We start from the raw sequence: 22,225 nt of genomic DNA, 5'->3' as shown, positions 1-22,225 counted from the left end.
TATGAAGGGAGGAAACTTCAATGGGTATCGTTAAAACTTTAGGAAGTAGAAGCTTTTTCTGGGGAATTGGTGTTGCTGCATTAAGTTATATTTTATTTCCAAAAGCAAAAGAGAAAGTAAAGCCAGTTCTAATAAATGGCGTAAAAAGCACTTATGATATGGCTGATAAGGCATCTTCGGCAATCAATAAAGGCAAAGACAGAATAGCGAAAATGTTTAGCGACAATGAAAGAAATGACAAAGCAGATGAAAACTTGTATCAAAGCGAGATAGACAACTTAGAAGAAGAAAGAGAGAAGGCAATAAGAGAAGTAAATGAGCTTAAAAGCAGGATAGAAATGTTAGAAAGTGAGTTAAGCAGATTAAAAACTGCTGAATGATTAAAAAACCCAACTAAACGTTGGGCTTTTTTTAGTGTAAATTAACTTTATTAAAATATTGAAAAAAGTTGAAGAATGTAGTATCATGTTATTAAGATGACAATGAATACGAAAGGAATGTGTGAAATGGATGTTACTACTGCTTCGCTAAAAATCGAAGAACTGCTTTTATATGCCTTAAAGCATGGCATAATAGAAAGTACAGACTATATCCAATGTCGCAATTCACTGCTGGATTTGTTTGAGATACAGGAGCCGTACAATGGGCCTGTAGATGATGTCAATTTAGACGATCCACATGATATTCTCAATTCTCTTTTAGATTATGCATACGAAAAAGGTTTTTTTGAGGAAAATACGATTACAAATAGAGATCTTTTTGATACAAGGATTATGGGTTTGTTGATGCCAAGACAGTCTGAAGTCATTAGAAGGTTTGATGATATAGAAAGATCAGCAGGCATTGAAAAAGCCACAGACTATTTTTACAGCTTGTCAAAAGATTCATATTATATACGGATGGATAGAATTGCGAAAAATAAATACTGGAGAACAGATACAGAGTACGGCAGTTTAGAGATTACCATCAACCTTTCAAAGCCTGAAAAGGATCCAAAAGACATAGCGGCAGCTAAAGCATTAAAAGAGACAAACTATCCTAAATGCCTTTTGTGCCTGGAGAATGTAGGCTTTAGCGGCAATTTGAATCATCCAGCGAGGCAAAATCATAGGGTGATACCAGTAAAGGTTGCGGGAGAGCAGTGGTATTTTCAGTATTCGCCTTATGTTTACTACAATGAACATTGCATATTATTTTACGAAAAGCATGTGCCGATGCAAATATCAGAAAAGACGTTTATAAGGTTATTGGACTTCATAGATCAATTTCCACACTATTTTATAGGTTCTAATGCTGATTTGCCGATAGTAGGTGGTTCTATCTTATCCCATGAGCACTTTCAAGGTGGACGTCATGTGTTTCCTATGGAGGAAGCAAAGGTAGAAAAGCGTTATAAAAGTGAAATGTTTAAAGATGTGGACGCTGGAATATTGAAGTGGCCTCTATCAGTAATAAGGCTTTCAAGTAAAAACAGAGATGAATTGCTGAAGGCATCATCCATGATTTTAAGAGAGTGGAGAAATTACAGCGATCCATCTATTGATGTAATTGCGTATAGTACAGTTTCTGGAAGTGAAATACCACATAATACCATAACACCTATTGCAAGGAAAAATGGTGATGGTGTGTATGAGATGGATTTAGTCCTGAGGAACAACAGGACAACCGATGAATACCCTTATGGTATTTTTCATCCACATGAGGAGCTCCACCATGTAAAGAAGGAAAATATAGGGCTTATTGAAGTTATGGGGCTTGCTGTTCTTCCTGGAAGACTTAAAAATGAACTTGATGATATAGAAATGATATTATCAGGTGACAGAAAATACGACAAAAAAGAGATTTCTGCAGATGATCCGCTTTTTAAGCATGTGCCATGGATTGATGAGCTTGTAAATAAATATGGTATGAATCTTAAGAGGGAAGAGGCAGAAGTTGTAGTAAAAGATGAGGTGGGTAAAATTTTCTTAAAAGTGCTGATGGATGCAGGCGTCTTTAAGCGGGATGAGAAGGGAAAAGCGGCATTCGATAAGTTTTTAGATAGCATACATTTTAAAAAAATTTAATAAAGGAGAGGGATTAAATGGCAACAAAAATTGTGGAAGAATTTAAAAGAATCTATGGCAGTAGCGAAGGAGTAAGGTTATTCTATTCGCCAGGCAGGGTAAATTTAATAGGGGAGCACACAGATTACAATGGAGGATATGTATTTCCATGTGCTCTTGACTTTGGGACGTTTATGGCCATAAGAATGAGGGATGATGGAAAGGTACGCCTTTCTTCACTGAATTTTGATCTTAAAGTCGAAGTGGACATAGACGAATTAATTTATGATAGAAAAGATGACTGGGCAAATTATCCAAAGGGCGTATTGAAAGTTTTGCAAGATGAAGGTTATAAGCTAAGAGGGTTTGAAGCGCTGTACGAAGGAAATATACCAAATGGAGCAGGACTTTCTTCTTCTGCATCCATAGAGCTTGTAACTGCTGTGGCCATGAATGAAATTTTGAATCTTGGAATTGATAGGGTTGAATTAGTCAAAATGTGTCAAAAAGCCGAAAATATTTTTGTTGGTGTCAATTGCGGCATAATGGATCAATTTGCTGTAGGAATGGGCAAAGCTGACTATGCTATATTTTTAAAATGTGATACAATTGATTATAAATACGTTCCACTTAAATTAGATGGTTACAGGATAGTTATATCAAATACAAATAAGCGAAGGGGGCTTCAAGATTCTAAGTACAACGAGAGAAGGAGTCAGTGCGAGGCTGCATTAAGCTACCTTAAGAAGAAATTGGATGTAGACAATCTTGGACAGGTTACACTGGAAGAATTCGATAGATACAGATATTTGATACCAGACGATGTTTTAGTAAAGAGGGCAAGACATGTGGTGACAGAAGATGAGAGAGTTTTGGATGCTGTAGAGGCGTTAAAGAATAATGATATTAAACGATTTGGCCAACTGATGGTACAGTCTCACAATTCGTTAAGGGATGACTACGAAGTTACCGGCAAGGAATTGGATGCTTTAGTCGATGAAGCGCTTAAATTAGATTACGTCTTAGGCTCCAGAATGACAGGTGCAGGGTTTGGTGGATGTACCGTAAGCATCGTCAAAGAAGAATTTGTAGAAGATTTCATTAAAGAAGTGACAAAAGGATACAAGGAAAGAATAGGTTATGAACCGTCCATGTATGTGACGGGTGTAGGAGATGGAGCAAAAGAAATAAAATAGAAAGGGGTATATATTGTATGTCTATTTTAGTGTGCGGTGGTGCTGGATACATTGGCAGCCATACTGCCTATGAGCTTTTTAAAAGAGGAGAAGATGTAATAGTAGTTGACAGTTTGATAACAGGCCATAAAAAAGCGGTAATTGGAGGCAAGCTTTACGTTGGGGATCTTAGGGACAGCGAATTTATGGACAAAGTTTTTGAAGAAAATGACATAGAAGCCGTCATTGACTTTGCGGCATATTCTTTAGTAGGTGAAAGTGTTGGCAAGCCATTGGATTACTATGAAAACAATGTATATGGGACAATGTGTTTACTTAAGAAAATGGTTGAGTTTGGAGTTGATAAGATAGTGTTTTCATCTACTGCTGCCACATATGGAGAACCTGAAAGAATTCCCATAAAAGAAGACGACAAGACATTTCCTACAAATCCTTATGGTGAAACTAAATTGGCTGTAGAGAAAATGCTTAAGTGGTGTGACAATGCTTATGGAATAAAGCATGTTGTGCTTAGGTATTTTAATGTGGCCGGTGCTGATGAAAGCGGAGTCATAGGGGAAGATCATAATCCAGAAACCCATCTTATACCACTTATCTTGCAAGTGCCATTAGGGAAAAGAGAATTCATAGAAATCTACGGTGACGACTACGACACAAAAGATGGTACATGTGTAAGAGATTATATACACGTTACAGACCTTGCTGATGCTCATATTTTGGCATTAGATAAGCTAAGAAAGGATAAGAGCAGTGCAATATACAATTTGGGAAATGGAGAAGGGTTTACAGTCAATGAAGTTGTTGAAACAGCAAGAAAAGTGACTGGACATCCAATACCAGCAAAAATTGCAGCAAGGCGCCCTGGAGATCCTGCTAAACTGGTAGCATCATCAGACAAGATTATAAATGAGTTAGGCTGGAATCCTAAGCACGATTCACTTGAGGAGATTATAGAGTCTGCGTGGAAATGGCATAAATCAAATCCTTATGGATTTAGCGATAAATAGAGGTGGTAATTTTGGCAGATTTGATTCCAGTAAGTTACAAGTTATTGAAAGGAATGAATGAAAGTCTCATATTGAATGTGATACGTCACAACAAATACGTATCAAGGTCTGAAATAGCAAAGATAACGAATTTGACGCCACCTACAGTTACGAATATCATAAACAAGCTCTTAGAAGATGGGCTTGTGAAAGAGGACAAATTAGGGGAATCCAGCGGTGGCAGGCCGCCTGTCATATTGAAGATAAATAACGAAGCTTTTGATATAATCGTGATAATAATCGGGACAGATATAATGGAAGAGTACCTATTGGACGCTGAACTCACAATAAAAGAATCAAAAGTTGACAACATAAAAAAAGAAGATGCGGAAAGCATATTCAAACTTTTGTTTGACAGAATAAGGTATTTAAAAGATATTTCAAAGAAAGAGATAGCTGGCATCGGCATAGTAGTTAGAGGTCCTGTAAAGTCAAGCGAAGGCATATCTGTATTTTCTCCTAACATAGGATGGAGAAATGTGCCTATAAAGGATATGATAGAAAAAGAATTTGGGATTCCTACGTTTGTTGAAAATGATGTTAGAGCCATGGCTTTAGGTGAATTTTACAACGGAATTGCTAAAAATGTCGGCAATGTTGTGTTTTTAAAGGTGGGACACGGAATAGGCTCTACAATAATATTGGATGGGAAAATATACAGAGGAATTAATGACATGGCTGGTGAGATAGGACATACTACAATTGATGTTGCAGGTCCTAAATGCAGTTGTGGTAATTATGGATGCTTTGAAGCTTTGGCATCTGAGAAAGCGCTGGTAAACAATGTGGTAAAAAGGATAAAAGAGGGATCTTATTCTCTCGTATCTGAATACGTCAACGGAGATTTAGAAAATATAACAACAAGATTTGTGTACAAAGCTGCAGAAGAAGGCGATGAAGTTGCCTTGTCAGAGTTAAACAAGATCGCCATTTACTTAGGCATAGGCATTGCGAATATAGTCAATATCTTTAGCCCTGAGTTGGTGCTCATATCAGGAGGAATAGTGAGAGGTCGAAAGTTTATAGAAGACGTTGTATTGGAAACCATCAAAAAGCGCTCTTTTGAAGCAAACTATTCATCATGCAGCATTGCTTTTTCAAATCCAGATTACAATACGGCCCTGATGGGTATATCGAATATAATATTAGATAGTATTTTGTAATGCTATCTAATATTTTTTATCATTGAAAATTCTCTGCATACCATTTATAATTGAAGTATAGACTGATATAGGAGAGGTAAACGATGTTTGGAAATTTTTTTAATAGAATGTACTATGGTGATCCGCGGAGACCTGATTTAAAAGCTGATGATATACCCAAGAAAGGTGTTTCATTGTTTTTTGATATTTTAAAGAACAATTTCTGGCAGCTTATAAGCCTTAATCTTTTATTGATTGTGTCGTGCATACCTATTGTGACGATAGGACCTGCTTTGGCGGGGTTTAATAATGTGCTTAGGAATCATGCACTTAATAGAAATGTGTGGCTTTGGAATGATTTCAAAGATGGGTTTGTTAAGAATTTTAAGCAAAGCTTTATAATTACGTTGATAAACGCTTTAGCAGCTTTTATATTAATCAATAATTACAAGATTTATTCTTCATACAGTACAGGCTTTATAAAGATTGCAGGCAGCTATATTACTATATTTATTGGCTTTATACTTGTTCTCATGAATGTGTATATTTATCCTTTGATGGTTACGTATGATTTAAAGATAAAGCATATATATAAAAATGCTTTGATATTTTCAATCATAAAGTTGCCTCAGACGATAGGCATTGTGCTATTAAGCTTATTATTGTTTGGACTTTGCATTTTGTTCGCGTTTATTCCGCTTATTGTCATTGGATTTAGCTTAGTCGGGCTTGCCATAAATGTGTATGACAGAAGCGTGTTCGAGAAGTACATTGACAGCAGAGTCAATCAAGGAGATAAAAAAATGGAAGATAAACCTGAAAATCAGTAGATGTATAAAACTTTCCATAATGGATAATATAACTAACGTTAGCTTATATTACACATTATGGAAGGAGCGAAAGATATATGGAAAATAAGGAAAGCTTAATGAAAGTTTTATCAGATGGCATAAATAGTGAGGCTCTGGCGATTGAACAGTACATGGCTGATTTAGACAAGATTCGCAATCCTTATGTGAGAAACATCTTTAAAAAAGTGCTGTTTGATGAAAAATCACATCAAAATAGCTTTAGGAGAGCCTATGATTTTTTTGGTAAGACTCGCAACAATGAGCTTACATGGCAAGACAATGTGTCGATGAGATTTAAAATGCTAAGCAATTTTATGGGTACAAATACTACAAAAGGCTTTTTACTGGGAATAAGCGCTGCATTTATACTTGCATCTATAGGGCCAAATATAAAAAGGGCTTTGAAGCCAGTAGCTGTTGGTGCTGTCTCTGGTGCGATGACAGTATCTGAAAAGATGAAGAATTTAGCAGATGCAGCAAAACAAAACATCGATGGCATAGCAAAAGATGCTGTAAAGTACAAAGACGAGCAGTTGTCGAAAATGAGAAGTGATAGCGATGAGATCGCAAAAAGCATCATAGAAGAGCTTCAGAATCAAAGGGATGCAGCCTTAAAAGAAGCACAGGATCTAAAAGCGAGAATGGATGCATTAGAAAAAGAAATAAGTGAACTTAGTAAAAATAAAGAGTGATATGGAATGTTTAACGTGAATATAGATAGAGTAAGAGGTGAATCTTATGAAAAAACCTTTTGCTCTTTTTTTAATTTTATTGATTGTTGCTTTTTTAGTCATATGGCCATATTACATGTACTTGTATGAAACAGGCAAAATAAACTTTACAGAAGTTAATGACGAAGACTATAGAGGGATAATTACATTTTGCGATTTTCCCCATTGGTCAACTGATGATCCGATAGGTTTTAATTTTATAAAGAAAAAGATACAGGATTTTGAATATTTGCATCCAGGGGTTATAATTGAATTTGAGCCAATTAAAAGTGGAAATTTTTATTATAATGTCAATGATATAATTGGCAATGGCAAACCCGATATAATCCCTATAACTTCAGACAGCCCATTTATCTACAATGGCAAATTAAATCCCCTTGACAAATATATAGATAAAAACTATAAGAAGTCATTAAGAGAGAATGTCCTCAATGGATTCATGTACGACAATAGCGTTTATGGCATTCCTTTAGGGATGTACACAAGTGTCATTTACATTAACAGCGATTTATTCAGCAAAAAAGAAGTGGAAGTTCCCCAAAATGGAGAGTGGAGCTATGAGGAGTTTTTAAATGATATGGATAAGCTTACTTATCAAGAAGGCAAAAAAGAAAAAAAGAATTTCTACGGAGTAACTATGTATATAGAAAGAAGTTATAATATTTGGGGATTTTTGATGGCTGATGGCTTAAACATAATCGATGATAAAGGGATAGTTTCATTTAAAGGACCGCAGGCGGAGTCTGGCCTTAAAAAATTGATAGAATTATATGCAAAAGGGACAATAGATCCTGTGTCTTTTGGTGGTGATTACAGCAAAGTGTGGGACAGTTTTACAGCGAATAAAGAAAGCGCTGTTTTGGTTGATGAAAGTTACAAAGTTCAATACCTTAAATACCTTGAAAACAAGAATAAACTTTTTCAGTTTGATGTTGCGCTGTATCCAGAAGGAGATGGCGATGTGCCTATAACAATATCTCCAAAAATTTACGGTTATGGCATCACAAAGCAGAGCGACAAAAAGAAGTTGGATATGGCAGTTAAATTTGTAAAATTCATTACAGATTCTCAAGAAAGCGTAGAAAAGATAGGGTATATTCCAGTGAAGAAGGATGTGCCTATAACCGATGAACTTATGAAAAAAATTGACATGGCAGTGAAATACACTGATAATATACCGAAGAATTGGCATGATAAAAATATCATGTTTAATAAAGCATTAATAGATGGATTAAAAGATAAAGAAAGTGAAAAAGTGATTTTGGAAAAAATCAAAAAAGCATTAAATTAGTAGCGGTTGTTTATCGTCTTTTTTGTAATCAAAACCATCTTTGCCGTAAATTTATTGTTGCGAAGCCGCTTAAATCCTTCAGGGTGAAATATGCCCAGAAGAAAGCTTTCATAATGAGTGATTATGAATCTTTCAAGAGGTGATTTCATGTCCATTACTTCAAAGCCCAGCATTTCCACACCTTGATTGAAAAGTGTGTATCCCATAAATACATTTACATCATCAAAATCGTGATTTTCATTGATGTAAGCTTTTAATGCCTTTAAAGATTTTTTAAACCTTTTTAGTACTATGATGCCTATAGCAATAGGTGAACTGCTGCTGGATGTTATTTCGGTAAGGACTTTGTTGTTTAAGTGAAGCTCAGCAAATTTATCGCCTTTATCTAAAACTGTGCCATCTTTCAGCACGATCTTTTTGCCTCTGTATCTTTTTATTGCGATTCTTATTTCAGAATCATCTCCACCTACTGTGTGGATATTATTTAATTTTGCAAATACAAATTCCCACAAAGACCAAATGTACATAAAAATCTTTTTCATAATGATTACCCCGTTTACGAAAAGATAAATTTATTTATGTCGACAATTTCTAAGTTTTTCTCTTTTATCCCGCTTATTATCTTATCAAGAGCTATAAGCATTGTCTCAGGAGCTTCTTTGTCTGACCCTATGTTGTCGCTGCTATCGTGAAATATCAAAATGTTTCCACCTTTTACTTTGTTTAATACGCGATTAACTATCAGATTTGGATCTTTTACTTTCCAATCCCAGCTCATGTAGCTCCATAAAATTATTTTGATGCCTAATTTTTTTGAATATTGGTAGATAAAAGTTGTAAATAGTCCCCACGGTGGCCTATAATATGAAGGATACTTTCCGGTAATCTGAGAGATAATTTCGACTGATTTTAATAATTCCTTGTATGTGGCAATAGGTCCTAAGAACCAGTTTATGTGATGCTTATAACCGTGTATGCCTATCTCGTGACCTCTATTTACGATTTCTTTGGCTAAATCTGGATACTTTTCAACTTTGTCTGCCAACAAAAAAAAGCACGCTTTAACATTGTATTTATCCAAAAGGGACAAAAGTGTAGGCGTGTACTCAGGATCTGGACCGTCATCAAAAGTAATCGCTATCCATGGCACTTTCTTTTTTCTGCTTGTATAGATGACATTATAATGGAAAATACGACCCAGCATAGTAGGAAGCAATGCTACTAAAACTAAGTAAAGTATGTAAATTTTTATCATGAATTTTATCATTCCGCTAATTTCCCCCTTACAATAAGATTATATACGTAAAAAATGAATCTTACAAGTTTATAGAGCTTGAAATGAATGCTAATAGCATTTTGCTTGAAGAGTTTAGAAAAAAAATTTATAATAGAAGAGGTGAATTTAACTTATATTGAGAGGATTGTTTAGATGATGAATCATTTGATAAAAAAAGTTGTGGCAATTATTGTGACAATGCTTATCGCTGTATCCGTTGTAGGGTGTGGCAACAACGATCAACAGTATACGCGTACTGATTTTATGATGGATACTGTCATGCAAGTCACTGCATACGGCAGGAATGCCAAAAAAGCAGTTGATGAGTCTATGAACAAATTGAGAGAAATCGACAATCTTATGAGCAGTCAGAAAAGCGGCAGCGATGTACAAAAGATAAACGACAATGCTGGTGTAAAGTATGTGAAAGTAAATCCTGAGACGTTTTACGTCATAAAGACGGCTTTAAAGTACAGTAAAATAAGCGACGGGTATTTCGATATAACTGTCGCTCCATTGGTGAATTTATGGGGTATCGGTACTGACCATGCCCATGTTCCGACGGAAAGCCAGATTAAGGATGCCATGAAATACATAAATTACAAAGATGTATTGCTGGATGAAAAGAACGATGAGGTGAAATTAAGCAGAAAAGGCATGGCAATTGACTTGGGAGGAATTGCCAAGGGTTTTGCCGCAGACGAAGTAGAAAACATTATGAAAGAAAATGGTATAAAGCACGCGCTTATAAACTTAGGCGGCAGCAGCGTATACCTTTATGGTTCAAAGCCAGATGGCTCCAACTGGAATATAGGCATACAGAATCCTTTTGGAGATAAAGGTACGTATTTTGCTATTGTTTCAGGCAAAGACATGCTTATTGATACATCTGGCAATTATGAAAGGTACTTTATTCAAAACGGCAAAAGGTACCATCATATATTAAATCCTTTTACAGGGTATCCTGCAGAAAGCGGCGTCGTCAGTACGACAATAGTTTCTTCTAATATTAAGTCTATTGATGCTGATGCTTTATCTACGATTACCTTTATTTTAGGCGTTGACAAAGGGATGAAATTGATAGAGAGTATGCCTGGCGTAGACGCGATTTTTGTCACACCGGACTATAAAGTATATGCAACATCAGGCCTTAAAGGTAAATTAAAGATAACAGATTCGAGGTTTAAGCTATATGAAAATAGGTGATAAGATTTTAATAGGTGTTCTTTTGATTATTTCTCTTGTTTCTGCCTATTTTACTTATGACAAGGCGCTATCAAGAACTGGCACAGATGTTGTAATTGAAGTAAATGGTTCTAAATATCAAGAATTGCCTTTAAACGTTGATAAAACAGTGACAATCCACAATGGCCAGCATTTAAATGTCGTTGAGATAAAAGATGGCAAGGTCAGAATGAAAGAAGCCAATTGCCCAGATCAGATATGTGTCAGGACTGGCTGGATAGATAAGGAAGGCCAGCAGATAGTATGTCTTCCCAATAGAGTAGTTGTAAGAGTTACAGGTGGTAAAAAAGGAGAAGTGGATGATGTAGTATATTAAATAGCCGCGCATTTTTGTGCACGGCTATTTCTTTATCATCAGATATCTTAACGTATTTGAAAGTATGTCTTTTACGACAGGTGCTGCGATTTCGCCACCCATGTGGCCGTTTTTAGTAGGATTTCTTATGACCACTAAGACGGCTACTTGAGGGTTGTCCACAGGTGCGAATGCGGCAAAAGATGCTGTGTATTTCCCAGGCGAATAATTTTCAGTTGTGCCTGATTTTCCTCCTACTGTAAAGCCGGATATTTGACATGCTGTTCCTGTTCCTTCATCGACGACTTTTTTAAGCAACTCTTTCATTGTGTTTGACGTATCTTGTGATATTACTTGTCGTATGACTTGAGGTTTAAATTCTTTTATGACTTTATCGCCTGACTTTATTTCTTTTACTATGTTTGGTTTCATCAAGTATCCACCATTTATAGTTGCCGAAAAAGCATCTATCATTTGAAGTGGTGTCACTGCTATGCCTTGTCCAAAAGACATGGATGCAAGGTCTACAGGATGAACATTTTTCTCTGGTATTATCATGCCAGATGCTTCGCCTGGAAGCTGTATTCCAGTCGGGCTTCCGAACCCAAAGGCGTTTATGTACTTGTACAATGTATTTAATTTAAGCCGTTCTACGATTATCTTCATGAATACAGTATCGCTGGACATTGCCACTGCTTGTGAAAAATCGATATTTCCTAATTTTGTCCAGCTATTTATCCTGTGGCCTGATACTATGTAGTAACCGGGATCGTAAAATTGCTCATTTGGCGTGACTAAAGATTCTTCTAATGCAGCAGATGCTGTTACTACTTTAAATACTGATCCTGGTTCGTACAGATAAGATACAGCAGGATTTGACCATGTGTCGATGGAGCTGACCTTATTTGGCTCATTTGGATCAAAATCAGGAATATTTGCCATGGCTAAGATATCGCCTGTCTTCGGATTCATCACGATTGCAGAAATGCCATTAGCAGGGCTGTAAGTTTCATAAGCTTTTTCTATGGCTGTTTCTGCATATCCCTGAATAACTGAGTCGACAGTAAGGACTAAATCATCGCCTTTTTCTGGCTCATACAATTTTTCGGGAAGTCCTATGACATGACCTACTTCGTCAGTTGTGGCTACTTCTAATCCCGATGTTCCTTTTAAGTATTTATCAAATGAGTATTCTAAACCGTATAGACCATTTCCGTCTACACCAGTGAATCCTAATGTCTGTGACAATAGACTGCCGTCTGGATAGCTTCTAATGTTGGTATCTTCTACGTATATGCCTGCAAGGTTTAACTTTTTTATCTTGTTTACATTGTCCAGTGAGACATTTTTTTTAAGGACAGTCCACTCAGAATTTTTATTGCTGAGAAGCTTGTACAGTGAATCTTTTTTCATGCCTAATAAGCTGTACAATTTGTCTGCGACTGCATCTGGATGTGTTATATTTTTAGGTGCAGCATATACATCGCCGCCGCTTACATTAGTGGCCAGGATATTTCCATTTGCATCGTAAATAATTCCTCTCTGTGGCTTTAATACTATCTTAGATGTTGTCTGATTTTTTACGGCCAGTGAATATTTTGGAGCCATGACAACCTGTAGCCATATTAATCGTGCTACAAGACATGCGATTAAAAATAAAAATGTTATTAATACGAGCAAAATGCGCTTTTTATTTATTGATGCCAATTGAAAGTATCCCCCTTGTACGTTTATAATTTTATTTTAAATCAATAATGTGTACATTTCAATTGGTTTACATGAATCTGCATTCGGTAGGTTTCACATCTAAGGCAAATTCTAAGAAAGATGGTGCTCTCATTTTGAAATTTTCTGACCATTCCATGAATTTAACCTTACATACAATAAAAGGCATTATCCATTGAACGTTGTTAATGGCAAGACCGTAAAATTCCGATCCGACCTTCAGATCATTGGCGACATATAAGAACGATGATAATTCTTTTTGTGATATTCCAGATTCTACATTTCCAATGTGCACAAGTTTGTCCTCCTCGTTGTAAAGGCCCAAGACTAACGCAGTTTTGTCTATCATATAACCTAATATTACAGCATTTAGCACTATGTGGTGTTTGAATTTTTGCCACAGACTGCTTCTTTTTCCTAAATAATATTTTGAGTCTGCTTTTTTAGCCATTACTCCTTCCAATTGTTTTTTGCCAGTTTCCGCAAATAAAGTTTTGCCGTGTCCAAATATGTAATCAGATATCCTTATTAGATTGCTTTCACTGACGATTTTACTTAAAATTTCTCTGCGCTCAATCAGTGGGTAGTTTAATAACTCTTTTCCATCAACATATATTACATCCCATGTTATAAATATTGCGGGATTGGATTTACTTAAAAGTTCGATTCTTAGTTTGTTTTGTTGGTGTTTTCGCATCATTATGTTTCTATAGCTTGGTTTATTGTCTTTTAGAACGATCAATTCACCGTCAAGTATGGCTTCATTTGATTTTAGACATTTATTTATGTTCATAAGTTCTGGAAATTGGTGGCTTATATTTACAAGTCTTCTGTCTTGAAGCTTTGTAGAAGATGAAAGAAATGCTATTGTCCTTGAACCATCCCATTTGATTTCATATACCCAATTCGGATCGTCAAATACATTTCCCGATATAGCCAGCATAGGAGGAATTTTTTCATCCATCATGGACAATCTTTATGCACCTTTTTTCTTTTTTGTTTTTTTTGCCATGTTTTCTTCTTTTACTGACTCGATGCTGGCTTTTAATGCACTTACAAGATCCAGGACATTTTCTTCCTTTGGCGATTCGGGTATTTCGATTTTTCTATCTTGAATTTTCGACTCGATTATTTCAATTAGAGCTTTTCTGTAATTGTCATCGTATTTTTCTGGAGAAAAATCAGATGTCAGAGTATCCACAAGCTTTATAGCCATTTTCACCTCATTTTCATGAAGATCTACATTGCGGATAGGCGGAAGCTCGTTTGTACTTCTTATTTCATCAGGGAAGTGCATTGTTTCCATTACCATGTAGTTGTCATTGAAAACTCTTATGCAGGCTAAATCTTGCCTTGAGCGTATGACGACTCTTGCAACTGCAACACGGTTTAATTTCTTCATAGAATCTCTTAAAAGTACGTATGGTTTTGCACCTATTTCATCTGGTGCGATGTAGTATGTCCTATCGAAATATATAGGGTCTATTTGTCTTAAATCTGTAAAATCGATAATGTCTATCGTTTTAACTGTTGACTTTGGAATTCTCTCTAAGTCTTCTTCATCTATGATGACAAATTTTCCTGGCTCATATTCATAGCCTCTTACGATTTCTTCATCAGAAACTTCTTTATTGCACACAGGACAAATCTTCTCGTATTTTATGGGTGATTTGCAGTCCTTGTGAAGCTGTCTAAAATGGATAGAGTTGTCTTCTGTGGCTGCATAGAGTTTTATGGGGATGCTGACAAGGCCGAAACTAATGGCTCCTTTCCACATTGAACGCATTTTTTCACCTTCTTTCGATATTTATTAATTAGTATAACCATGAAAAACTCACAATCTTCAGGTAATTTATGGAATGTGGTTGACTTCGATACAATTTACCTTTATAATATTAATTAATTATTAAAAATATAAATTTTTTATTAAATTTATTTAAAAAATATGCCTAATCGAAAGAGCGGGGGATATCTTTGGGGTGAATCCGCGTATGCGGTAGGGTTTCTCTTTACCGAACCCGTCAACTAACCTCGTAGGCATAAAGAGAGGATGAATGAATTGAATTACAAAAAAATAGTGGCAACAGCGGTTGTGTCAATAACGCTTATGCAAGCGCCAAGTGCATTTGCAATGGAACTTTTAAAATACGGCTCGAAAGGACAAGCAGTGGTTAGCCTGCAGCAAACGTTAAACAGGCTTGGCTATAGCACAGGTGGTATTGACGGAATATTTGGCAGCAAGACAAAAAGTGCAGTGATCGCATTGCAAAAAAGGTATGGCTTATCTCCAGATGGGATTGTAGGACCAGCTACAGAGGCTGTACTAAATAGGACGACTGTAACTGGCGTTTCATCAAGGGGTGGTTATGATCGCCCATCAAATTTTGATATAGTAAACATTGCAGAAAGATATCTTGGAGTACCGTATGTTTTCGGTGGTACTACACCTGCAGGTTTTGATTGTTCTGGATTTGTTCAATATGTGTTTAGGCAAGCTGGAAAAAGCATCGGTAGAACTACGTATGACCAATATGCAGGTGGAAGGGCTATAAGCTTATCTGATCTTCAACCAGGCGATATATTGTTTTTCTCTACATCAGGCGGTGGTCCTACACATGAAGGCATATACATAGGAGGTAATCGCTTGATACACATGAGCGATTCACTTGGTAAGGCTGCTATCGCAGATTTCAGCGGTTGGTTTAGGACGTACTATATTGGTGCAAGAAGATATTATTAAAATTTAAAAGAGAAGATCTACATAGAGGCGCATGTGTTTTTTGATTTAACATATGTGTCTCTTTTATTTTTGGAAATTCCATAAAGTCCTAAAGGGAAATCTTTGTTTTGCCAGTAAGTAATGCCATAAATAACTGATTATTATAAATTTTCTCCATTGACTTTTTATAACTCGCAATTACAAAAACATTTGTTCGTTTAATATAATTAAAGCACAGTGCTGCACTGAAAGGGACCGGTCCTCACTTTATGTGGGGTGTGTAGTAGATGATAAGCTATAATGAACTGTGCTTTAAGGCTAAAAGTGGTGATAAAGATTCTGTCTATGAGATTTTAAAAAAATTCAATCCTCTTTTGATAAAATTAGCAAAGAAGTTTCCATACGACAGTTTTGATGATATGATTCAGGATGGAAGAGAAGTGCTCATTACTGCTATTCATCAGTTTGATGAGAAAAAAGGCAAAGAATTTATAGCATATGGCAGTATGCAGCTTAAATTTTACTTTTTAAATGTCTATAGAAAGAAAAAGCCATTTCTTTCTTTGAATGCAAAGGCAGATGATGATGAAGATGAGATCATCGATTTGATTGAAAGCGATGGACTTACGCCGGAAGAAAAATTTTTTGATGATATCATGAAAAAGGATTTAAAATAAGCCTTGAATAGACTTACTGCAAAGCAGAAAAACATAATAATGCTTTACTTTTTCGAGAGAAAAACGCTTGTTGAAATATCGAAAGAATTAGGAGTAGGTTACCAAAGTGTTGTTAAACTTAAAGACAGGGCTTTAGATAGATTAAGATTTTTGATAAAAAATGATATAATTATGTAAAACGGCTTGAAAGGATGATGTATACTTGGAAGCTAAAAATCTCGGTATAAATGAAGAATTATTCAAAGAAATAATCGAGTTGAACCAAAAAGCTCAGTTTCACAATCTAATCGGCATGGAGATTGCTGAGCTTGGCAGTGGTAAAGTGACGATGGAAATGACGATTTCCGAGAAACATCTAAATATCTTTGGGATTGCTCACGGCGGTGTACTTTTTTCTCTCATGGATACAGCTATGGGAATTGCTGCAAAGACGATGGGGAAAAACATGGTGACTCTCGAGATGAACATAAACTATATAAAGCCATTAAAAGACAAAGACAGGATCAAGGCAATAGGGAAGATCATCCACATGGGCAAGACGACTGCTGTTGCAGTATGTGATGCATACAATCAAGATGGCAAACTTGTGGGGTCTTCCCGTGAGACATTTTACTGCATAGATTAAATGGTATACAATAAATATAAGATGAAAGGAGGCCATGAAAATGAATTTTGATAGCTTTTTGTACAATACAAGACCTTTTTTGAATTATTTGTTTGATTTTTATAGCAACTTAGATGACATGAAGTTAAGCACCGTCATAAAAGATGCCGGAAGTGCTGACAATGTGTCGATTATAGTCGTTGACATGATAAATGGTTTTTGCAAAAATGGAGCTTTGTCAAGTCCTCGAATAGGAGGGATTATAGAACATATAAAGAGCCTCATTAAAGCTTCATACAGAATGGGCATAAAGAATGTGATGTTTGTAAATGATGCACATGTCAAAGGCGCTGCAGAATTTGCGAATTATCCAGAACATTGTGTCAAAGGAACTGATGAAAGCCGTATTGTAGAGGAGCTTTTAGAAGTAGTCAAGGACAAGCCGAATGTGTACGAGAAAAATTCGCTAAATGTTTTTTTCGGCGGAGAAGATGGCGATGGGAATGAGTTTTTGAGAAAGATATTTGATATGATAAAAGGAGGCAAATCTACATTTATCATCGTAGGTAATTGCACTGATTTGTGTGTATATCAGACGGCGATTTCTATAAAGATGATTGCAAATGCCAATAATTTAAGTGCCAATGTGATTGTGCCTGAAAATTGTGTTGAGACTTATGATATAAGTGTGAAGACGGCGGAAAGGCTGAAAATAGTTCCACACGATGGCGACTTAACACATACTATGTTTCTATACCACATGAAGCTTAATGGCATAAATATAGTCAAAGAACTGCTGGAAGAATAAAATAAAAAGTTTTAAAGAGCTCTTTAACGTATAAAGGGCTCTTTTTATTAATAAATATTTATAAGATATTTATATTTTGTTTATCAGTTGTAATGCTGTTGTAATATTGATAATATATAATGGATTCATAGAAAAATGGCTGTTTTAGATGAATGATGAAGAATTTTGTTGCAAATTGCTTTTTATTGTGAGGGATCTTAGGAGGGGATTTCAGTGCCAAAGCCTTTAAACGAAAACGCAAGATACATGGCAGGACTTGACGGGCTACGGGCTTTAGCTGTACTTGCTGTCATTGGGTATCATCTTAATCTGACTTTTTTGCAAGGTGGTTTTTTTGGCGTCAGCATATTTTTTGTGTTGTCAGGATACTTGATAACAAATATAATTGCATCAGAATGGGAGAAAAACAATAAAGTTGATTTAAAAAATTTTTGGAAGCGCAGGATGTTGAGGCTGTTTCCAGCCCTCTTTATCATGATAATTGTAGTCGTCTCTTATGTTACGCTTTTCGACGCTTCAAGGCTTTCATCTATTAAAGGTGATGCTATAACAAGTTTGCTTTATGTCAACAATTGGTGGCTTATATTCCACAAGGTATCTTACTTTGCTAAATTTGGGCCACAATCAACGTTTGGCAATCTATGGTCACTGGCTGTTGAAGGACAGTTTTACCTTATTTGGCCATTAGCTTTGATTGCGGCATTTAAGTATATAAAGAAGAAAAAGCACATTTTTATTATCACTTTGCTGCTTTCTGCGCTTTCTGCCTTAGCAATGGGTATGATGTACATTCCAGGAATGGATCCCAGCCGTGTGTATTATGGCACCGATACTCGCGCTTTTGGGCTTCTTTTAGGTTCAGCTTTAGCACTGATTCTGCCCAGCAACAAATTTTCTCACACTGAGGCTAAAAGAAAAGTATTGATTTATGATGCGATTGGCTTTTTGGCAATAGCTTCGGTTTTTGCTATGCTTATGTACGTCAATCAATACGATTCTTTTGTATATAAAGGCGGCATGTACTTGCTATCTATAATAACTGCTGTAGTGGTGGCTGTGTCAGCACATCCTAAAAGCTTGTTAGGAAAAATATTAGGATGCGGTCCATTAAGATGGTTGGGGGCAAGGTCGTATGGAGTGTACCTTTGGTACTTTCCAGTGCTTATTTTGACGACGCCAACTGTAGATACGAAAGGCTTAGACCCTATTCGGGCGCTATTGCAGGTATTTATGATCATCGTTATTTCTGCCTTGTCATGGAAATACGTGGAGGATCCAATAAGGCACGGGGCACTTAAAAAAATCATAAACGACTTAAAATCATTGAGATTTGAAAAAGGTAAAATACTACCTACACTTAAAACATCTGCTTTAGTTTCATTATCCGTATGCTTAATGGGTATTTTTATTGCGGGCATGAGTGGAATCATACCTGCCAGCGCATCAGTTTCATTAAATTCAGGTGCGGCAAATGCTGCTTCAGATTCACCATCTTATGTAGAAAGCGGTAATAGTAATAGCAGTGATTTACAGGGATACAATGATAATCTGCCAGATAATAGAAGGGATATTAAATACTATCCGTATAAAGGAGGGAATCCCAGCTCAGCGGCCTCAAGTAGCGGTAATTCCACAATCAGCCCTGTACAGGATGGAAAGGGCATAACCATAATAGGTGACTCAATATTGATAGATACGAAGCCTTATTTGGAGGAGATGCTGCCGGGAATCACCATCGATGGCAAAGTAGGCAGGCAAATGTATCAGGCAAAAGATGTCGTGAAAAGCCTTAAAGCAAAGGGAAAAATAGATACTTTGATAGTTGAGTTGGGAACAAATGGGCCTTTCACTGAAGACCAGCTTTTGTCGCTTTTAAAGAGTGCAGAGCCCGTAAAACACGTAATATTGGTAAATGTTCGCGTCCCACGGCCCTGGGAAAGCATCGTAAATGAGACATTGTCAAAAGTGTCTTCAGAATATCCACATACTACTTTAGTCGACTGGTATAAAGCCAGTTATGGACACGATTCATTCTTTTCACCCGATGCGGTTCACTTAGAGCCCAGTGGTGCTAAGTATTTTGCTTCACTTATAGCAAACGCAGTAAAAGAAGAAAATTAAAGCTATGTAAAAAAGGCTGCATTTTGCAGCCTATATTTTATAATTATTCTAAGACTTTTCGAATCTCGCTTAGTTTTGTGCTATTTTTGTACTTCATGTATATATAGAATGGTATGCCGCACATAAGCATTATGAATCCGTACATGACAGTCTCGGCTCCAGATCCGTATATTGTCCACATAGCGTATGCAAATCCTAAAAGCGGAACAATGGAATTTTTTATAAAGCCTAATACGCTGACATTTTTGTCTCTTTTTATAAGAAGCATCATTTCAGATGCGGCTGTAAAAGCGTATACGGGCAGGAAAGATAGAGTTGCCAGCAATATTATGAAATTAAACGCAGAAACAAGAGATTTTGTATAGTTCATCAGCAATAGCAAATTTACAAGTACCGATCCTATAATCAATGACACGTGAGGAGTCTTGTATTTAGGATGTACTTTTGAAAAGATTTCTGGAAATAGGCCGTCTTTACCTGCCGCATAAGCCACACGAGCTGTAGATAAAAGCCATCCGACAGTTGTGCCGAGCACACTTACTACAGAGCCTACTATTATGACATTTGCAATGTTTTTTCCTAAAAACTGTTTAAGGATGTCAGCTATAGGAGAAGCACTTTTTGCAAGCTGGCTTTGCGGCATTGCACCCATTGCCGAGAGGTTTATGGCAAGGTACATTACTACTGCTATTAATATCCCCAATATTGTGCTTAATTTTACGTTTCTTTCAGGGTTTTTGATTTCTTCAGCAGTTATTGACGCAGTTTCAAGTCCTACAAATGCCCACAGCGTTGAAGTGGCTGCTGCAGATAAAGTATTCATGCCTTTTCCTGCAGGGAATAATGGCATTACATTGCTTGACTTGAAATGCACTGCTGATACGATTATGAAGAACAAAAAAAGACATACTTCAAAAACAGTTATTGTTGTTTGAGTTGATCCAGCCTTTTTTACACCTATTATAAAATCCATAAGATTCCACTGGTGTACAGAAAAGCAGCTAAATGATTTTGCGATAAAATCGGGAATAAAGCGCTTGAATAACTGGCAACTGCAATGACAACGGCAGCGTTTCCGATCCAAGAACCATTCCAGTATAGCCACGCATTGATAAAACCTATAAAGTCTCCAAAAGCTAATTTTGAGTATTCGTACGGGCCACCAGCTTTTGGAATCCTTGAACCTAAATTTGCAAATGACAATGCCAACAATATTGATCCAATGCCTGTAACAAGCCATGCCAGTATTGTTGCGCCTGGGCCTGATTTAGATGCAAGTGTAGCAGGAAGCATGAATATGCCGGAACCCATCATGTTGCCTGTCACAAGCGCTGTAGCGATAAATAGGCCAATGTCTTTTTTAAGCTTTTGTGTTTTGTCCATATAGTACAATTCCTTTCTATAAATTTTTGAAATAGCATAATTAAATTAGCACAGGAAAGTGAAAAAGTCAATGAATAATTTTGCAAAAATGATATAAAAAATGCAGGATATAAAATTTAGCTTTATACCTGCTTAAATTGCGCTTATTCAATTGAATTTACATCGTATGGAGTTTTTTGATATACATAGTAGTTTAACCAATTAGAAAATAATAGATTTGCATGGCTTCTCCATTTCACAATTGGCTCATTATTGGGGTCATCTCCCGGGAAATAATGTTTTGGTATTTTTATGGGTATGCCTTTTTTTAAATCCCTTTCGTATTCTGATTTTAACGTCAAAGGGTCGTATTCAGAGTGGCCTGTCACAAATATCTGTCTTCCAGATTTTGATGATACTATGTATACGCCTGCTTCGTCAGATTCAGAAAGTATTTCAAGGTCATCTACAAGCTCTATATCTTCTTTTCTGACTTCTGTGTACCTTGAATGGGGCGCATAAAATTCATCGTCAAAACCTCTTAATAAATCGACATTTTTCTTGGAAACCTTATGCAAAAACACGCCAAACATCTTCTCTTTCAGCGGGTATTTTGGTACGCCGTAGTGATAATAAAGACCAGCTTGAGCACCCCAGCAAATGTGGAATGTTGAAAATACATTGTGTTTGCTCCATTCCATTATTTCTTTAAGCTCATGCCAATAATCTACATCTGAAAAGTCTAAAGTTTCTACAGGTGCTCCGGTTATTATGAGGCCATCAAATTTTTCGTATTTTACATCATCAAACGTTTTATAAAAAGCTTCTAAATACTCTGGCGCGGTGTTCTTAGATTTATGTGATGCCGCATAGAGAAATTTTAGATCAATTTGCAGTGGATTATTGCTAAGTAACCTTAATAGCTGTGTTTCTGTCACACTTTTTGTAGGCATCAAGTTTAAGATGGCGATTTTAAGGGGGCGTATATCTTGATGAATAGCCCTTTCTTCAGCCATTACGAATATATTTTCTTTAGCTAAAATATCGATGGCAGGTAGGCCATTTGGTATATTGATGGGCATTTGCAAACC

General features: G+C 36.3%; 24 protein-coding genes and 1 riboswitch. Of the genes, 16 read left to right on the top strand and 8 right to left on the bottom strand.

Annotated features, from left to right (window positions below; all coding sequences use genetic code 11):
• Positions 1-20: 20 nt before the first annotated feature.
• The 8 genes from GSH73_RS09850 (at position 21) to GSH73_RS09815 (ending at position 8,302) form a co-directional block, all read left to right on the top strand.
• Entirely contained in the window at positions 21-380 is a 360-nt protein-coding gene (locus tag GSH73_RS09850; RefSeq protein ID WP_014758182.1) for a hypothetical protein, read from the top strand.
• 126 nt (positions 381-506) lie between these two features.
• Positions 507-2,066 carry a UDP-glucose--hexose-1-phosphate uridylyltransferase gene (gene galT, locus GSH73_RS09845; protein WP_014758183.1) on the top strand — a complete coding sequence of 520 codons (1,560 nt, stop codon included), beginning with the start codon at positions 507-509 and terminating at the stop codon, positions 2,064-2,066.
• 17 nt (positions 2,067-2,083) lie between these two features.
• Positions 2,084-3,241 carry a galactokinase gene (locus GSH73_RS09840; RefSeq protein WP_014758184.1) on the top strand — a complete coding sequence of 386 codons (1,158 nt, stop codon included), beginning with the start codon at positions 2,084-2,086 and terminating at the stop codon, positions 3,239-3,241.
• 17 nt (positions 3,242-3,258) lie between these two features.
• Positions 3,259-4,248, top strand: coding sequence for a UDP-glucose 4-epimerase GalE (galE, locus tag GSH73_RS09835; protein ID WP_014758185.1), 990 nt, complete (start codon positions 3,259-3,261; stop codon positions 4,246-4,248).
• 11 nt (positions 4,249-4,259) lie between these two features.
• Positions 4,260-5,450 carry an ROK family transcriptional regulator gene (locus GSH73_RS09830; RefSeq protein WP_014758186.1) on the top strand — a complete coding sequence of 397 codons (1,191 nt, stop codon included), beginning with the start codon at positions 4,260-4,262 and terminating at the stop codon, positions 5,448-5,450.
• Between the two features lie 83 nt (positions 5,451-5,533).
• Positions 5,534-6,259 carry a YesL family protein gene (locus GSH73_RS09825; protein ID WP_014758187.1) on the top strand — a complete coding sequence of 242 codons (726 nt, stop codon included), beginning with the start codon at positions 5,534-5,536 and terminating at the stop codon, positions 6,257-6,259.
• A 77-nt stretch (positions 6,260-6,336) separates the two neighbouring features.
• Positions 6,337-6,972 (top strand): ferritin family protein, encoded by a 636-nt coding sequence (locus GSH73_RS09820; protein WP_014758188.1) that lies wholly within the window; start codon positions 6,337-6,339, stop codon positions 6,970-6,972.
• Positions 6,973-7,018: 46 nt separating this feature from the next.
• A complete protein-coding gene (locus GSH73_RS09815; protein ID WP_014758189.1) occupies positions 7,019-8,302 on the top strand; it encodes an ABC transporter substrate-binding protein in 1,284 nt (427 codons plus the stop codon).
• Here GSH73_RS09815 and GSH73_RS09810 read toward each other — a convergent pair.
• Positions 8,299-8,844 (bottom strand): YkoP family protein, encoded by a 546-nt coding sequence (locus GSH73_RS09810; protein WP_014758190.1) that lies wholly within the window; start codon positions 8,842-8,844, stop codon positions 8,299-8,301. The genes GSH73_RS09815 and GSH73_RS09810 overlap by 4 nt on opposite strands.
• 14 nt (positions 8,845-8,858) lie before the next feature.
• On the bottom strand, positions 8,859-9,569 hold the full coding sequence (locus GSH73_RS09805; protein WP_014758191.1) for a polysaccharide deacetylase family protein: 711 nt from the start codon (positions 9,567-9,569) through the stop codon (positions 8,859-8,861).
• Positions 9,570-9,734: 165 nt separating this feature from the next.
• Between GSH73_RS09805 and GSH73_RS09800 the strand changes: the two genes are divergently transcribed.
• Positions 9,735-10,784: an FAD:protein FMN transferase gene (locus GSH73_RS09800; RefSeq protein WP_038069990.1), complete on the top strand. Its 1,050-nt coding sequence runs from the start codon at positions 9,735-9,737 to the stop codon at positions 10,782-10,784.
• The gene (locus tag GSH73_RS09795; RefSeq protein WP_014758193.1) at positions 10,771-11,139 is read left to right on the top strand and encodes a NusG domain II-containing protein; all 369 of its coding nucleotides are present in this window, start codon (positions 10,771-10,773) and stop codon (positions 11,137-11,139) included. Before GSH73_RS09800 ends, GSH73_RS09795 begins: the two co-directional genes overlap by 14 nt.
• A gap of 24 nt (positions 11,140-11,163) precedes the next feature.
• Here the strand turns inward: GSH73_RS09795 and GSH73_RS09790 are convergent, their stop codons facing one another.
• The 3 genes from GSH73_RS09790 to ku form a co-directional block, all read right to left on the bottom strand.
• Entirely contained in the window at positions 11,164-12,825 is a 1,662-nt protein-coding gene (locus tag GSH73_RS09790) for a peptidoglycan D,D-transpeptidase FtsI family protein (RefSeq protein WP_014758194.1), read from the bottom strand.
• A 67-nt stretch (positions 12,826-12,892) separates the two neighbouring features.
• Positions 12,893-13,816 carry an ATP-dependent DNA ligase gene (locus GSH73_RS09785; RefSeq protein WP_014758195.1) on the bottom strand — a complete coding sequence of 308 codons (924 nt, stop codon included), beginning with the start codon at positions 13,814-13,816 and terminating at the stop codon, positions 12,893-12,895.
• A gap of 3 nt (positions 13,817-13,819) precedes the next feature.
• Positions 13,820-14,629, bottom strand: coding sequence for a non-homologous end joining protein Ku (gene ku, locus GSH73_RS09780; RefSeq protein ID WP_014758196.1), 810 nt, complete (start codon positions 14,627-14,629; stop codon positions 13,820-13,822).
• Between the two features lie 150 nt (positions 14,630-14,779).
• Positions 14,780-14,897: riboswitch (cyclic di-AMP (ydaO/yuaA leader) on the top strand.
• Between the two features lie 5 nt (positions 14,898-14,902).
• On the opposite strand from ku, the gene GSH73_RS09775 reads away from it, so the two are divergent.
• The 6 genes from GSH73_RS09775 to GSH73_RS09755 all read left to right on the top strand — a co-directional run bounded on the left by GSH73_RS09775 (position 14,903) and on the right by GSH73_RS09755 (position 19,772).
• Positions 14,903-15,583: a C40 family peptidase gene (locus tag GSH73_RS09775; protein ID WP_014758197.1), complete on the top strand. Its 681-nt coding sequence runs from the start codon at positions 14,903-14,905 to the stop codon at positions 15,581-15,583.
• Between the two features lie 266 nt (positions 15,584-15,849).
• A complete protein-coding gene (locus GSH73_RS09770; RefSeq protein WP_233432466.1) occupies positions 15,850-16,239 on the top strand; it encodes a helix-turn-helix domain-containing protein in 390 nt (129 codons plus the stop codon).
• A gap of 3 nt (positions 16,240-16,242) precedes the next feature.
• Positions 16,243-16,416: a sigma factor-like helix-turn-helix DNA-binding protein gene (locus GSH73_RS13590; protein ID WP_233432467.1), complete on the top strand. Its 174-nt coding sequence runs from the start codon at positions 16,243-16,245 to the stop codon at positions 16,414-16,416.
• A gap of 25 nt (positions 16,417-16,441) precedes the next feature.
• On the top strand, positions 16,442-16,864 hold the full coding sequence (locus GSH73_RS09765; protein ID WP_014758198.1) for a PaaI family thioesterase: 423 nt from the start codon (positions 16,442-16,444) through the stop codon (positions 16,862-16,864).
• A 40-nt stretch (positions 16,865-16,904) separates the two neighbouring features.
• Positions 16,905-17,651: a cysteine hydrolase family protein gene (locus GSH73_RS09760; RefSeq protein WP_014758199.1), complete on the top strand. Its 747-nt coding sequence runs from the start codon at positions 16,905-16,907 to the stop codon at positions 17,649-17,651.
• A 213-nt stretch (positions 17,652-17,864) separates the two neighbouring features.
• Positions 17,865-19,772: an acyltransferase family protein gene (locus tag GSH73_RS09755; RefSeq protein WP_014758200.1), complete on the top strand. Its 1,908-nt coding sequence runs from the start codon at positions 17,865-17,867 to the stop codon at positions 19,770-19,772.
• A 43-nt stretch (positions 19,773-19,815) separates the two neighbouring features.
• Here the strand turns inward: GSH73_RS09755 and GSH73_RS09750 are convergent, their stop codons facing one another.
• From GSH73_RS09750 to metA, 3 genes are all read right to left on the bottom strand, one after another.
• Positions 19,816-20,745 (bottom strand): APC family permease, encoded by a 930-nt coding sequence (locus tag GSH73_RS09750; RefSeq protein WP_268744524.1) that lies wholly within the window; start codon positions 20,743-20,745, stop codon positions 19,816-19,818.
• Complete coding sequence (locus GSH73_RS13865; protein WP_268744523.1) at positions 20,733-21,155, bottom strand: amino acid permease; 423 nt, start codon at positions 21,153-21,155, stop codon at positions 20,733-20,735. Before GSH73_RS13865 ends, GSH73_RS09750 begins: the two co-directional genes overlap by 13 nt.
• A 143-nt stretch (positions 21,156-21,298) precedes the next feature.
• Positions 21,299-22,216 carry a homoserine O-acetyltransferase MetA gene (metA, locus tag GSH73_RS09745; RefSeq protein ID WP_014758202.1) on the bottom strand — a complete coding sequence of 306 codons (918 nt, stop codon included), beginning with the start codon at positions 22,214-22,216 and terminating at the stop codon, positions 21,299-21,301.
• Between the last annotated feature and the right edge of the window lie 9 nt (positions 22,217-22,225).

The sequence above is a fragment of the Thermoanaerobacterium aotearoense genome, assembly GCF_009905255.1.
GTDB classification, from domain to species: domain Bacteria; phylum Bacillota; class Thermoanaerobacteria; order Thermoanaerobacterales; family Thermoanaerobacteraceae; genus Thermoanaerobacterium; species Thermoanaerobacterium aotearoense.
This window is presented reverse-complemented; position numbering and strand designations above follow the sequence as displayed.